At 66.6% G+C, this 12,394-nt stretch carries 15 protein-coding genes; 10 read left to right on the top strand and 5 right to left on the bottom strand.

Going from position 1 to position 12,394, the window contains the following annotated elements; genetic code table 11:
* The first annotated feature begins 49 nt into the window (after window positions 1–49).
* The 5 genes from E3O39_RS04415 (at window position 50) to E3O39_RS04395 (ending at window position 3,504) form a co-directional block, all read left to right on the top strand.
* Complete coding sequence (locus tag E3O39_RS04415) at window positions 50–553, top strand: DUF1772 domain-containing protein (RefSeq protein ID WP_198413380.1); 504 nt, start codon at window positions 50–52, stop codon at window positions 551–553.
* Window positions 554–835: 282 nt separating this feature from the next.
* Entirely contained in the window at window positions 836–1,330 is a 495-nt protein-coding gene (locus E3O39_RS04410) for a hypothetical protein (RefSeq protein ID WP_134446333.1), read from the top strand.
* Complete coding sequence (locus E3O39_RS04405) at window positions 1,330–2,343, top strand: MAB_1171c family putative transporter (RefSeq protein ID WP_134446334.1); 1,014 nt, start codon at window positions 1,330–1,332, stop codon at window positions 2,341–2,343. Before E3O39_RS04410 ends, E3O39_RS04405 begins: the two co-directional genes overlap by 1 nt.
* A gap of 31 nt (window positions 2,344–2,374) precedes the next feature.
* Window positions 2,375–2,830, top strand: a complete 456-nt coding sequence (locus tag E3O39_RS04400) for a hypothetical protein (RefSeq protein WP_241975549.1) — start codon at window positions 2,375–2,377, stop codon at window positions 2,828–2,830.
* Entirely contained in the window at window positions 2,827–3,504 is a 678-nt protein-coding gene (locus E3O39_RS04395; RefSeq protein ID WP_134446335.1) for a hypothetical protein, read from the top strand. Before E3O39_RS04400 ends, E3O39_RS04395 begins: the two co-directional genes overlap by 4 nt.
* A 90-nt stretch (window positions 3,505–3,594) precedes the next feature.
* On the opposite strand, the gene E3O39_RS04390 is transcribed toward E3O39_RS04395, so the two are convergent.
* On the bottom strand, window positions 3,595–3,981 hold the full coding sequence (locus tag E3O39_RS04390) for a DUF1304 domain-containing protein (RefSeq protein ID WP_134446336.1): 387 nt from the start codon (window positions 3,979–3,981) through the stop codon (window positions 3,595–3,597).
* Window positions 3,982–4,143: 162 nt separating this feature from the next.
* On the opposite strand from E3O39_RS04390, the gene E3O39_RS04385 reads away from it, so the two are divergent.
* Complete coding sequence (locus E3O39_RS04385; protein ID WP_134446337.1) at window positions 4,144–5,127, top strand: GGDEF domain-containing protein; 984 nt, start codon at window positions 4,144–4,146, stop codon at window positions 5,125–5,127.
* 47 nt (window positions 5,128–5,174) lie between these two features.
* On the opposite strand, the gene E3O39_RS04380 is transcribed toward E3O39_RS04385, so the two are convergent.
* From E3O39_RS04380 to E3O39_RS04370, 3 genes are read right to left on the bottom strand one after another with little or no spacing between them, the layout of a single operon-like run.
* Window positions 5,175–5,504 (bottom strand): hypothetical protein, encoded by a 330-nt coding sequence (locus tag E3O39_RS04380; protein ID WP_134446338.1) that lies wholly within the window; start codon window positions 5,502–5,504, stop codon window positions 5,175–5,177.
* Window positions 5,497–6,156, bottom strand: a complete 660-nt coding sequence (locus E3O39_RS04375) for an Asp23/Gls24 family envelope stress response protein (RefSeq protein ID WP_134446339.1) — start codon at window positions 6,154–6,156, stop codon at window positions 5,497–5,499. The genes E3O39_RS04380 and E3O39_RS04375 overlap by 8 nt, the downstream gene beginning before the upstream one ends.
* Entirely contained in the window at window positions 6,153–6,728 is a 576-nt protein-coding gene (locus E3O39_RS04370; protein ID WP_134446340.1) for an RNA polymerase sigma factor, read from the bottom strand. Before E3O39_RS04370 ends, E3O39_RS04375 begins: the two co-directional genes overlap by 4 nt.
* Window positions 6,729–6,862: 134 nt before the next feature.
* Here E3O39_RS04370 and E3O39_RS19205 point away from each other — a divergent pair, with 134 nt between their 5' ends.
* The 3 genes from E3O39_RS19205 (at window position 6,863) to E3O39_RS04355 (ending at window position 9,940) form a co-directional block, all read left to right on the top strand.
* A complete protein-coding gene (locus E3O39_RS19205) occupies window positions 6,863–7,519 on the top strand; it encodes an Asp23/Gls24 family envelope stress response protein (RefSeq protein WP_134446341.1) in 657 nt (218 codons plus the stop codon).
* 107 nt (window positions 7,520–7,626) lie between these two features.
* Window positions 7,627–7,893 carry a GlsB/YeaQ/YmgE family stress response membrane protein gene (locus tag E3O39_RS04360; RefSeq protein ID WP_134446342.1) on the top strand — a complete coding sequence of 89 codons (267 nt, stop codon included), beginning with the start codon at window positions 7,627–7,629 and terminating at the stop codon, window positions 7,891–7,893.
* Window positions 7,894–8,041: 148 nt separating this feature from the next.
* Window positions 8,042–9,940, top strand: coding sequence for a polysaccharide deacetylase family protein (locus E3O39_RS04355; protein ID WP_134446343.1), 1,899 nt, complete (start codon window positions 8,042–8,044; stop codon window positions 9,938–9,940).
* A gap of 78 nt (window positions 9,941–10,018) precedes the next feature.
* Here E3O39_RS04355 and E3O39_RS04350 read toward each other — a convergent pair whose 3' ends face one another.
* The gene (locus E3O39_RS04350) at window positions 10,019–10,996 is read right to left on the bottom strand and encodes a magnesium transporter CorA family protein (protein WP_134446344.1); all 978 of its coding nucleotides are present in this window, start codon (window positions 10,994–10,996) and stop codon (window positions 10,019–10,021) included.
* Window positions 10,997–11,233: 237 nt separating this feature from the next.
* Between E3O39_RS04350 and E3O39_RS04345 the strand changes: the two genes are divergently transcribed.
* Window positions 11,234–12,334, top strand: coding sequence for an ABC transporter substrate-binding protein (locus E3O39_RS04345; protein WP_241975550.1), 1,101 nt, complete (start codon window positions 11,234–11,236; stop codon window positions 12,332–12,334).
* Window positions 12,335–12,394 lie beyond the last annotated feature (60 nt).

The following is a 12,394-nucleotide window of genomic DNA, read 5'->3' as shown; positions in this document are numbered from 1 at the left end:
GCGGTGCTTGACTGTCCGCCATGACGACACCTCACAATCGTAGCCACACGTGATTGCCGACATCGTGGCCGGGGTGGCGCTTCTCGGGGCCACGATCACGACCGGGTTGACGGCCGGCGTCTTCGCGCTGTACGCGCACACGATCATGCCCGGCCTGAAGACCGCGGACGACCGCACCTTTGTGGTCGCGTTCCAGTCGCTGGACCGTGGGATCATCAATCCCTGGTTCATGCTCGGCGCATTCTTCGGGTCCCTGGTGCTGGCCGGCGCCGCCGTGTTGAAGAATCTGGGACGTCCGGGCGCGCCCTGGATCATTGCCGCCTTTCTCCTTATCCTGAGTGACGTTGTGGTCACGATCGCGATTCACCTGCCCCTCAATAACGCGATCAAAGCGGCCGGGGTGCCCGATGGCATTCAGGATCTGGCTCAAGTGCGGAGGCAATTCAACGAGGCCAGATGGGCGACCTGGAATCGGGTGCGGACGGCGACGGCGACGGCAGCATTCGTCTCCCTGGCCTGGTCGCTGATCCTCTACGGCCAGGCAACGGCCTGATTCGGGTCAGCGCGCGGGTCAGCACGGTTCGGCAGGACGGGCCTGCGACGAGGCGGCTGCGCGGTGCGGAGGCCTGTGGGCAGCTCCGCACCACGCGCACGGCGACGCCCCACTGTCGCCCATGAATCCGCGTCGTGCCTGGTTCGAACATGCCGGTTACGGCGTTCCCCCCGGAACTGTAACCTAGACATGTCCAACCGAAGGCAAGCGTAGCAGACGTTAGACATGTCCAAAGTTACGTTCCAGAATCGGTCGAACGTGGCATCGACCGGGGGAAAGACTATGGATCACCAAGAACGCCAGAAGCGCGCGCACGAGCTTGTCGCGGCACTCGATCTGCCGCGGCCGCTCACGCCCGAGCGGCTCCACGCGCATATGGAGAGCGTCCGGAAAAAGCAGATTGTGATCCGTGAGGGCAGCGAAACGATGCTGCACGCTGGTGTCTGCGGACTCTGGATCGAGGTCGCCGGCGAAGCCTTCGAGCGCATCCACCATGCCCCGACGATCTCGGCGGTGCATCGGCAGCAGCTCATCAACCATGAATACGGCCATATGATCCTCAGCGACGACAAGGAATTGCTCTCGGCCGATCAAGTTGCGCGATTCGCGCCCCTGATCCCCTACGACGCCATCGTGCACGCACTTTTGCGAAGCAGTTTGACCGACGAGCTGGAAGCACTCGCCGAAGCGATCGGCGACCGGCTCGCCTTGACTATGCTGAGTGACCGCGCGGAGGCCCGGGACGGTGCCCGGACCGGATTCGGGCGGGTGCTGTAATGGCCTCCCTCATCGCTGGTGGCGTGAGCGCGCTCCTCTGGCTGGCCACCCTGTTCTGCCTCCCATCCGTCGTGCGGGGCCGTCGGCGCCTGCTGTTCTCGTTTCTTGCGGTGTTCGCGCTGACGATGTCGCTGCAGACCGATCTTGTCTTCGACGTGCTCGATGCCGCTCTCGGCGGCGTGAACGTGACGTATTACCTTTTCCACGTCACTGCGGTCATCGCTGTAGCGCTTCTCAACGAACTCGTGCGGGCCGCATCGTCGGTGCAACCCGGTGGGTGGCGGATCAAACCGATCTCTGCGATCTTCCCGGGGGTGGTCATTCTCATTCAGTCAGTGTTGTTCTTCGGGGCCGATTGGCGACTGATGCCGGACATCCGCTTTCTTGATCGGTGGGACTACACGGCGTATGCGGCGACCACTTGGGTAGCCCTGGCGTATTTCTCGGTCACGGTGGCGGCAGCATGTCTCTCGGACCGGCGAAGGCAGCGACGACGACTGACCCGGGTCTCACTCGGCTTCGTCGTTGTCGGCTGCGCCGGTGTGATCGTGTACGCCGTCGTCAGCCTCCTCAATGCGGTCATGGCGAACGTCAGCCACAATGCTGACTTCGCGACCGGGACTGGCGGCGTCTACTATGCGGCGCTATTGATCGCGCCCTCGTGCCTGGCCGTTGGATTCGGCCTCACGGCGGCGGTTGACGGCGTCATGCGAGTCCAACGGGAAGTCCAGGTTCGCGTACTCCTGGTGCGGCTCGCACCTCTCTGGGAGCGGCTGTTATCCGAGTCGCCTGAACTCAGCCTCGACGTTCCTGAAACGAAGATCCACTTGGTTCTGACCCGCGGCGCCGCTGCGCGACTCTACCGTCGCTATGTCGAGGTCCGTGATTGCCTCCTGCTGTATCCTCAGGAAATATCGCAGTCGGACCAGGCGCTGTTGGCTACGGCGGAGCACCTCGCTTCCCCGGCTGGTCCTCGAGTGTTGCCCATTGTGACTGTGGAGGGTCAGCCGTGATGCGACGAGACGTAGCAGGGGCGGCGCGCCGATGAAGAGGGGAACGCCTGACGTGAACGGCAAGACTCCCCCGACCGCCCAGCGTCTCAGTGCGCAAATGGAACTGGCGAGGAAGCTCAACCTCTTGCTCGACGTCGTCGTCGCCGAGGGGAATACCCCGTATACCTACCGCGAGATAGCCGAGGGCCTGCGGGACAGGTCGCTTTCCCTCTCCCGAGCCCGGTGGGCATATATGATCGCGGGGACCGGCCCGCTCGTGACCGACGAGAAACTCCTGACCGGAATTGCCGAATTCTTCCGGATCCCACCGGCCTACCTCCTGGGTTCCGACGACGATATCCCCGTCCGCGTGGACGCCCAACTCGCCTTTGTCAAGAGGCTCCGCGCACAACGCGTCGTGAATTTCGCCGCGAGGACTCTGGGCGATGTCTCCCCGGAAACTCTGCGCACCATCACCCAACTTCTGGAAGAGGACACACTCGAATGATTCCGAACGCACTTGTGGCTCCCGCCGATCTGACTGCAGCGCTTGATCGGTTCCGGGCCGCGCACGGCCGCGCCCCGCGTCTCGGGGTTGACCTTGATGCGACGACCGCTGACACGGTCGGTGGTCTCCGAACCTGGATGGGGGAGAAGCTCTCGATCCCCCTGGCTGAACGGTCCACGCGATTCCCCGACCTCGACCAGTACGCCATGTGGATCGGCGACGACGCGTGGTTCGTCGATATGCCGGACTTCCTCAGTCATTTTGGTCATGCCGAACGCCACGGCTTCTACCTGGGCCTCGCCGTGTTCGACGAGGCTCTCGTGACGCTTCTCGCCCTTGAGGCTGCCGGATGCGAGCTTGTCGCCGTCACGGCCAGGAGCGACGAGTTCAACTCCGATACGCGGGAGTGGATCGCGTCGAACGGACTGCCCCTGGCCACGGTCGTGCATTCGGGCTTCGACAAGCACGCGCTCGAGGGGATCGACCTGTTCGTCGACGACGCCCCGCCCGTCGTGACCGGTCTGCTGAAGGCCGGACGTAGCGTTGTCGTTTTCGACCAGAGTTATAACCGTGCGATTCCGGAGCACGACCGCGGAACCCGGGCGACCGGCTGGGGCGCACCCATGCTCGCGGCCGTGACCCGCCTGCTGACCGCGCAGGCCGCGGTCGACTAGCATCCATCCGGCCCGGCCGATCGGTACCGGCGCCGGAGGTCGGCGTGCGCGCCGAGCGTGGTCGCCACGCGGGAGGCGGTGTTCGTGGGCTCAGCTGAGGCTGGCCAGGACGAGGGCGAGGGCGGCGGGGAAGAACTGGAGTGCGGCCGCGCGTCGGTAGGAGGGTCCCGTTGAAGCGAGGACGACGCCGGCAACCGACATGCAGGCGGTTCCGAAGATGACGGCCGTCTTGCCCGCGGTGAACGCGGAACCGGACTGCGCGAGCAGCACGACGCCGACGAGCACCCCGACCGCGAGGGCGAGGTTGTAGAAGCCCTGGTTGTACGCCATCGTGCGGATCGTCGCCGCTTCGTCCCTGGATGCGATCCCGAACCGCCCGTAGACAGAGGGGCGCATCCAGAGCACGCTCTCGAAGAGGAAGAAGACCACGTGCAGGAGTGCGGCGATGGTGGCGACGATTTGGGCGGCGATGAGCATGGGTTCCTCCGGAATATTGTGAACCAATCGGTACGGAATCCATCTTGCCGTATCCGGGGCTCGGGCGCGACCACAGCAAACGACGGCCACCGGGGCGCTGAACAGACGGCAAACAGCGCCAGTTTTGACGTCCACGAGCCGTCGACGCCGTCATGATCAATCATGCGATCACTTTTCGACTCCTGGACCGGCCCCCATGCGGGTGATCGTGTGGTCTGCCTCACCGACCTCGCCACGGATGCGCAGCTCGTCTCCGCGAGCACCCCGGTGTCCGAGATCGACAGGATCTTCCGGTCCGAACGGCAGCTTCGATCCGTCGTCGTCCAGGAGGGTGAGCTCTTCTCTCTGCTCTCCCGCGATCAGGTCGAGTACACCCTGACCGGTCGGCTGGGTTACGGCCGCGGGCTGCACAGCAGGTCGACAGCGGCCCAGCTCGTTCCGGAGCGGTCGCTTGCACTCGACGGGGGCATGAACCTCGCCCAGGCGGCTCAACGCATCCTGGCCCTGCCCGAAGACGTCCGCTACCGCGACGTGCTCGTGCTCACCGACAACGGCCCGAGGGTCGTGTCGGTGTCCCAGATCTTTCAGCAGCTCTCCGCCGACTTCCGTTACGCCGCCCTGCACGATTCCCTGACCGGGCTGCCCAATCGCCGCCAGCTCGAGGAACGCGCGGGTGCGATCCTCGAGGGCAACGGGGACGTCGCCGGCGTGGCCGCGCTGTACATCGACCTTGACGGTTTCAAGGCCGTCAATGACAGTTATGGCCACCGGGTGGGCGACCAGGTGCTCGTCGGCTTCGCCGCTCGCCTGCGGGAGCATTCTCGTCCCGAAGACATCCTCGGTCGCCTGGGCGGGGATGAATTCGTCGTGCTCCTCGACAGCGTCACGAAGGCCCAGGCCGCTTCGTTCGCTGAACGCATCCAATTGAGTGCAGCCAGTCCCTTCGTGTGCGAGGGGCGGCGCCTGCGCGTCTCCGCGACGATCGGGATCGCGATGGCGGAGGACACGGGGGAGTCCAGCGATCTGACCCGCCTCGAGGTGCTCCTCAGGAATGCCGACGACGCCATGCGGGCACAGAAACAGGCGGGCACCCGGCCGGCGAGGTCAGCCATTCGCGGTGGTCCGGCCTCGCCGAAGAGGTCCTGACCGCGCAAACAACCCTGACCACGCAAACAACGGGGGATCGCCGGCAGTCAGCCGATGCGGGCGACCGTGACCGCGATCTCGGAGATGACCGGGTCTCCGGCGTGACGGAAGTGCTCGGCGATGGCATCGTGAACGCGGCGGCAGACATCCGGTGCCGCATGATCGGGGGCGACGCCGATGTTCGCGGCGATCGAGAGTCCGCCGGACCGCTCGACGACGACGATCGGATTCGGCGCAGCCACGCTCGGGATCAGCGCGGCGACGACTGAGGCCACGACCGTGGTCAGGAGCGGGCCGGCCGGGTAGAGGGCGTCGACGCCCGGGACCGCGAGAATGTAGTCGTCGAGTTCTCCGGCAGCGACAGCGGACTCACTCATCGGCTTCTCCTTCGGAGCTCGGCGGGGGTGTCGTGAGGTACAGGTCGGTGACCGTGATGTCGACGGCGGCGATCGACAGTTCCGTCTGCTGCACGAGCACGGCGTGGACCGCCGCGCGCAGGCGTGAGGTGAGGGCCGTGATGCTCTCGCCGGTATTCATCCCGTCGGCCCCGACCGACACCTCGAGGCGCACCGTGATCTGCGCTCCCGGCTCGGTGACGTCGCCGTCGAGACGGCAGCGACTGATCAGGATGCCGTCTATCCCGTCCCCCGCCGTGCGCAGGACACCGATGACCGCGCCTTCGGTCAGCGCCAGCCGGGCGACCGGCGAGTCGGACGTGAGCGGGATCCGCCGACCCGCCCGGGTCTCGAGCCGGATGCTGTCGATGATGGTCGCGACCCAGCCGTCAGTCCCAGCCGACTCCCGGTCCACGGCGGCCGAGTCGACCCGGCGCAACGCCGCACGGAGCCGCTCGAGGCGGGTGAGTGCCGTTGTGCACGCCGGGGAGTCGTCGATGCTCGAGTCGCTCGGGGTGCGGCCGCGGTCGAGGTAGTCGTTGAGGTCCTCGATCGTGTGCCCGGACAGGCGGGCCTGCTCCTCGGCCAGCTCTTCGGGGTCGAAAGCCACAAAGGGGATGTCTGGGGCGTTCATCGCCAGTCCTCCAATTCCCGCAGCAGGGTTTTTCGGGCGCGTGCCAACAAGCCTCGCACGGTCGACACGGGCAGGTCGAGTTCTTCGGCGATATCGGTGTAGCTGTATTCGCCGAGTTCCCGCAGGGTCCAGCAGCGCCGCTGGTCGTCCGGCAGCTCCGCGAGGCACCGCGCGAGCGCCTCGGCTTGTTCCTGCGTCTCGGCGACGTGGTGCGGTGTGAGCGCCGCCGGAGCTGCGGCATCCGTTTCGGTGATGTCGGCGTGGTCGCGGCGGGCGCGAACCCGGTCGATGCTCTTGCGACCGCAGATCCGCATCAGCCAGCTCTTCACCGCGGCGCCGTTTTCGAGGGTCGGCAGTTGCCGCCAGGCCGTGATGAACGACTCCTGCACCACATCGTCGGTCTCGTCGTTCGAACCCAGGATCCGGGTCGCGTGCACGCGCATCAGCGGGCCGTGGCGACGGACGAGAACCTCGAAGGCGCGAACATCTCCGTCGGCCGCGCGGTCGGCGAGCAGGGCGTCGGATGCCGCGTCGAGAGCGGACGGGACGGCGAGCCTCGTAACGGTGGTCATCACGTCCTTCCCGAATCGCCCGGTGGTGCGCCAAATAAATTTTCGATCTCCGCGTGACGAACCTGTGGCGGCCTACGTCATATCAGTGACGATCATCACGATCATCGCCCATCGACAACGAAAGAATACCCATCATGCCGCTTTCCCGTGCTCTCCGCGGTATTTCCGATCGCGACTCGTCCGGCGGTGTCTCCGGCGGCGATTCGCCCGGCGGACAGACCGTCATCAGCGACAGCGTTGTCGCCAAGGTCGCGGGCGTCGCCGCCCGTGGCGTGACCGGGGTGCACTCCCTCGGCAGCGCTCCCGTCCGGGCCTTCGGCGCCATTCGCGAGGCCCTGAGCGGAACGGACCTGAGCCAAGGCGTGAGCGTCACGGTGGGTGACACGGACGTGGTCGTCGACATCGTGATAGTGGCCGAGTACCCGGTTCCGGTGCACCAGATCGCCGCCGAGGTGCGGGCGAGCATCACGCGGGCGATCGAGGACTTCGTCGGCCTCGGCGTGTCGGCGGTGAACGTCACGATCAATGACGTGTATCACCCCTCAGAAGACGACCAGACTTCCCGCGCAACCGCGTCGGGCATCCCCAGAGAAACACCGACAGAAAGTGAAAACACGATGAGCGCATCGGACAAGATCAAGAACGCGGCCGAAGACCTCAAGGGCAAGGCCAACGAGGCCGTCGGCAAGGCTACCAACGACGACTCCAAGGTCGCGGAGGGGCGTGCGGAGCAGGCATCCGCGAGCGCCAAGAAGGCCGGCGAGAACATCAAGGACGTCTTCAAGGACTAGACCTCTCCCGGCGCGGCGGGCCCCGGCCTGCCGCGCCGACGTCGTTTCACCGCCAGACCGTTTCAAAATCCGCAACCACGCGTGACCAATACAGAAAAGAGCACCCCATGGGCTTCTTCGGCTTCCTTCTCCTCGGCCTGATCGCCGGGGCCATCGCCAAACTCATCCTCCCCGGCCAGCAGGGCGGCGGATGGTTCGTGACACTGCTCCTCGGCGTCGTCGGCGCACTCCTCGGTGGGTTCCTCGGCGGCATCCTGTTCAACGCTCCGCTGCAGGACTTCTTCTCACTGCAGACCTGGCTTCTCGCCATCGGCGGCTCCATCGTCGTCCTCCTGATCTACGGACTCGCAACGGGTCGCCGCCGCGCAGCCTAGGCATCCGGTCTACCCCCCATTCTGGTGGGGCGCCGCGCATTGACAGGGCCGAGAGGTCACCCCTTAATGGGATTCCGGCGCCCTAACCCGACTGTCTTCCGCGCCATCCCGGCGCGGAAGACAGGGGCCCAGAATGGAGCTCAGCGACATGGACGTTCAGCCAGGCAATCCTGAGGCCGCCAAACACCGGCTGACCGGTGCTTACCGTCGGAACCGCCCGCGCTGGCTCGCCTGGGTCTCGACCTTTGTGCTCGCACTCGTCTCCGTCGGAGTCGCCGACGGATTCGCTGCCTTTCCTGCAAGCGCTGCCGTTTCCGCCGTCATCACGCTCACCTTCGACGACGCGAACGCGGACCAGCTGACCGCAGCCTCGATCCTCAAGGCGAACGGGCTGCACGGCACCTTCTACACGCCGTCCGGGTATATCAACCAGCCGGGCTACATGACGCTTGCCCAGGTGCAGAGCCTTGCCGCGGATGGCAACGAGATCGGCGGCCACACCGTGACGCACCCCGACCTCGCCACCCTCCCGACGGACGAGGCGACGCGCCAGGTCTGCAACGACCGAGTCAACCTCACCAACTGGGGATTCCGGGTGACGAGTTTCGCCTATCCCTTCGCCTCGCTGCTGACCCCTGCGACCGAAACCATCGTCAAGAACTGCGGGTTCAACAGCGCCCGTGGCCTCGGAGACATCCAAACCCGGTTCGGCTGCACGGGATGCGCGCTCACCGAGAGCATCCCGCCGGCCGACCCGTACCTGACCCAGGCTGCCGACGAGGTCGACAACACCTGGAGCCTGACCGACCTCCAGAACACCGTCACCCAGGCCGAGACTGCGGGCGGCTGGCAGCAGCTGACCTTCCACCACATCGCGACGGGGCTCACCGACCCGCTCACGATCAGCCCGACCCTGTTCACCCAGTTCGTGCAGTGGCTGAAGACCCGCCCCGCGACGACGACGGTCAAGACGGTCGACCAGGTCATCGGCGGCACCGTCAAAGCCGTCGTCTCCGGCCCGGCCGTCACACCGAAGCCCGCCGGCAGCAACCTGGTTTCCAACCCCGGCTTCGAAACCCTCACCGCAGGGGTGCCGCAGTGCTGGCAGGGCGCCTCATACGGCACGAACACCCCCGCCTTCACCACGGTCACTCCGGGCCACAGCGGCAACCGGGCGGCCCGCCTGACGATGACGGGCTACTCCAACGGCGACGCGAAATGGCTGCCGACCCCCGACCTGGGCGGATGCGCCCCCGCGGCCACCCCGGGCACGGCGTACGCGCTCTCGGCCTGGTACAAGTCCACGGCAGCGACCCAGATCGAGGTCTACTACCGGACCGGACTCGGCTCCTGGGCCTACTGGACCGCGAGCCCGCTCTTCGCCGCGTCCGCGACCTACCAGAAGGCGAGCTGGACGACCCCGGCACTGCCCGCCGGGGCGAGCTCGATCACCTTCGGCCTCAACCTCCTGAGCAACGGCACCCTGACCACGGACGACTACACGGCCTTCGACGCCGCAACCCTGCCCGTACCCCCGCCGCCTGCCCCCGGCACCAACTTGGTCCAGAACTCGGGCCTGGAAGCCGCCGGAGTCGCCGCCCTTCCGCAGTGCTACCAGATCGGCGGTTACGGCACCAACACCGCCGCGTTCACGACCGTCGCGACGGCGCACACCGGCACCAAGGCGGAGAAGCTCGTCGTGACGAACTACGCCAACGGCGACGCGAAGCTGCTGCCGAGCCTGGACAGCGGGGCCTGCGCGCCGCCCGCGATCGCCGGGCACACCTATTCGCTCCGGGCCTGGTACACGTCGACGACGTCCACCCAGTTCGCGATCTACTACCGGGATGCGAGCGGGACCTGGCAGTACTGGACGTCGAGCCCGTGGCTCGCGACGGCATCCGCATACACCCAGGCGAGCTTCACGACCCCGGCGCTCCCGGCCGGTGCCACCGCGATCAGTTTCGGGCTGAACCTGTTCAGTAACGGAACCCTCGTGACCGACGACTACGCGATGTTCGACACGGTCGGGGCACCGGCCTTGTAGTGGCAGGGGATGCCGGGCGCGCCTCCCTGGGCCGCGCCAGGCATCCCCTGTCGCGCCTGTCGTGCGTGTCTGCCGGTCTCAGATCCAGTCGTTGCGCTTGAAGAGCAGGTAGAGCAGGGCGGACAGGCCGACGATGAGCGCGATGGAGCTGTAGAAGCCGCCCAGTTCGCTGAAGCCCGGGTACGGAACATTCTGGCCGTAGAAACCGGTAATCGCCGTGGGCACCGCGATGATCGCCGCGTAGCCGGTGACCTTCTTCGTGATCACGTTGAGCCGGTTGCCCTGGATCGCGAGGTTCGCCTCGAGCACGCTCGTGGCGAGGTCCCTGAGGCTCTCCGTCCACTCCATCGCGCGCAGCACGTGGTCGTAGACGTCCTGGAAGTACGGCGCCATGTCGTTCTGCAGAAGGTGCACGTCGCGGCGTAACAGGGTGTTGACGACCTCACGCATCGGCAGGATCACCCGGCGCATCAGCACGAGGCTCTTCCGGAGATCGAAGGAGCGGCGCTGCACAGCCTCCTGGTCGCTCCTCGGTTCGAAGAGCTGGCTCTCGAGCTCCTCGACTTGTTCATCAAGGGCCTCGACGGCCTCGAAGTAGCCGTCGACGAGGAAGTCGAGGAGGCCGTGCAGGAGGAACGCGACACCGTTCGAGGCGAGGTCGGGGGAGGAATCCCAGCGGGCGACGACGGCATCGACGTCGAAGTCAGGGTCCTTGTGCACGGTGACGAAGGCCCGCTCGGTGATGAATGCTGCGATCTCCGAGGTCTCCACCGAGGCGGACTCGGGCGAAAACGTGATCGAATACGCCGACAGGAACAGATGGTCGGAGTATCGGTCGAGTTTGGGACGCTGGTGCAGCTTCATGGCGTCCTCGACGGCGAGGGCATGCAGGCCGAGTTCCTCGGCGAGCAGGTCGAGGTCGGCTTCCTCGGGCGAACACAGGTCGACCCAGACAACACAACCCGCGTCGGCGAGGTGTTCGGAGACGTCGGCGAGCGGGAAGCCCTCGTCGACGAGGTCCCCGTTCCGGTAGCAGCGGGTTTTCGGTGTGCGCACACCTCAGTCAAGCAGCATCCGCGGAGCAGCGGGGTCAATGCCCTTGCCGAGTCTCATCGACGCCGTGCCGGGCTCGTCGATGCTGTGTGACGTTGCGCTACGTTTCGTGACCGGGCGTGACCGGCCGGAATGTCGCTCAGGTCGTTCGGTGAATAACGTCGTCTCGAGACCATCCCAGGTCTCGTGACCAGCCCGGGTGCCGCAGCGTACGCCGTCCACCGAATGGAAGTGAAGCCCATGTCCGCCAAGACCCACACCACTGCTCGTCGCACGGGGATGCGCCTCGCCCTCGGCGCGGCATCCGTCGCCTTGCTCGCCACCACCCTGAGCGGATGCGCCGCCTCGGCCGATGCCGCCTCCGGCGCCACCGCGGCCGGACCGGCCGCAGAGCTCCGGCTCGGCTACTTCGACAACGTCACGCACGCCCCCGCCCTCGTCGGACTCGAGAACGGCCTGCTGCAGGATTCCCTCGGCAGCACCAAGCTCAGCACCCAGATCTTCAACGCAGGCCCCGCGACGATCGAGGCGCTCAGCGCCGGCGCGATCGACGCGGCATACATCGGCCCGAGCCCGGCCGTGAACAGCTACATCAAGAGCAAGGGCGAGTCGGTCAAGATCGTCGCAGGCGCGACGAGCGGCGGAGCAGCCCTCGTCGTGCGCGACGGGATCAACTCCGCCGCCGACCTGAAGGGCAAGACCCTCGCCTCCCCGCAGCTCGGCAACACCCAGGACGTCGCCCTGCGCGCCTGGCTCAGCAGCAAAGGCTTCACGACGGATACCTCCGGCGGTGGCGAGGTGAAGATCACGCCGACCGAGAACGCGCAGACCCTCACCCTGTTCCAGAGCGGCGCCATCGACGGCGCCTGGCTGCCGGAGCCCTGGGTCTCCCGCCTCGTCGTCGACGCCGGCGCCAAGGTGCTCGTCGACGAGTCCTCGCTGTGGCCGGACGGCGCCTTCCCGACGACCGTACTCCTGGTGCGGAAGGGATTCCTGGCCGAGCACCCTGAGACGGTCGAGGCCCTCGTGGCCGGCAACGCGGCATCCGTCGACTGGCTCACGAAGAACCCGACGGACGCGGCAACCGTGATCAACAAGAAGCTCACGGCCGACAGCGGGAAGGCGCTCTCCGATGCCGTGATCACGCGAGCATTGACCAAGGTGACGTTCTCGACCGACCCGCTCGCCTCGACGTTCGCGGTGAGCCTCGAGAACGGCGTGACGGCCGGCACCACCAAGACCGGCGACCTGAACGGCCTGTTCGACCTGACCGCGCTCAACAAGGTGCGCACGGCGGCCGGCGAGAAGCCGGTTTCGGCCTCCGGTCTCGGCACCGAATAGCCCCGCCGCAGCCGCCGCGCGAGTCCCCGATCCCCGTGAGGTGTCGCAGATCGACGTTCC

This window comes from Cryobacterium sp. MDB2-A-1 (genome assembly GCF_004402675.1).
In the GTDB taxonomy this organism is placed as follows: Bacteria; Actinomycetota; Actinomycetes; order Actinomycetales; family Microbacteriaceae; genus Cryobacterium; species Cryobacterium glucosi.
Note: the sequence above shows the minus strand (reverse complement) of the source record. Positions and strands in the feature narration are given on the sequence as shown.

What these genes read in the sequence shown, in the direction of transcription:
- E3O39_RS19205 (WP_134446341.1), top strand. Translation starts at nt 6,863, where the DNA reads ATGCCGCTTTCCCGTGCTCTCCGCGGTATTTCCGATCGCGACTCGTCC.
- E3O39_RS04380 (WP_134446338.1), bottom strand. Translation starts at nt 5,504, where the DNA reads ATGAGTGAGTCCGCTGTCGCTGCCGGAGAACTCGACGACTACATTCTC.
- E3O39_RS04410 (WP_134446333.1), top strand. Translation starts at nt 836, where the DNA reads ATGGATCACCAAGAACGCCAGAAGCGCGCGCACGAGCTTGTCGCGGCA.
- E3O39_RS04385 (WP_134446337.1), top strand. Translation starts at nt 4,144, where the DNA reads ATGCGATCACTTTTCGACTCCTGGACCGGCCCCCATGCGGGTGATCGT.
- E3O39_RS04360 (WP_134446342.1), top strand. Translation starts at nt 7,627, where the DNA reads ATGGGCTTCTTCGGCTTCCTTCTCCTCGGCCTGATCGCCGGGGCCATC.
- E3O39_RS04405 (WP_134446334.1), top strand. Translation starts at nt 1,330, where the DNA reads ATGGCCTCCCTCATCGCTGGTGGCGTGAGCGCGCTCCTCTGGCTGGCC.
- E3O39_RS04395 (WP_134446335.1), top strand. Translation starts at nt 2,827, where the DNA reads ATGATTCCGAACGCACTTGTGGCTCCCGCCGATCTGACTGCAGCGCTT.
- E3O39_RS04390 (WP_134446336.1), bottom strand. Translation starts at nt 3,981, where the DNA reads ATGCTCATCGCCGCCCAAATCGTCGCCACCATCGCCGCACTCCTGCAC.
- E3O39_RS04345 (WP_241975550.1), top strand. Translation starts at nt 11,234, where the DNA reads ATGTCCGCCAAGACCCACACCACTGCTCGTCGCACGGGGATGCGCCTC.
- E3O39_RS04375 (WP_134446339.1), bottom strand. Translation starts at nt 6,156, where the DNA reads ATGAACGCCCCAGACATCCCCTTTGTGGCTTTCGACCCCGAAGAGCTG.
- E3O39_RS04370 (WP_134446340.1), bottom strand. Translation starts at nt 6,728, where the DNA reads ATGACCACCGTTACGAGGCTCGCCGTCCCGTCCGCTCTCGACGCGGCA.
- E3O39_RS04355 (WP_134446343.1), top strand. Translation starts at nt 8,042, where the DNA reads ATGGACGTTCAGCCAGGCAATCCTGAGGCCGCCAAACACCGGCTGACC.
- E3O39_RS04400 (WP_241975549.1), top strand. Translation starts at nt 2,375, where the DNA reads ATGAAGAGGGGAACGCCTGACGTGAACGGCAAGACTCCCCCGACCGCC.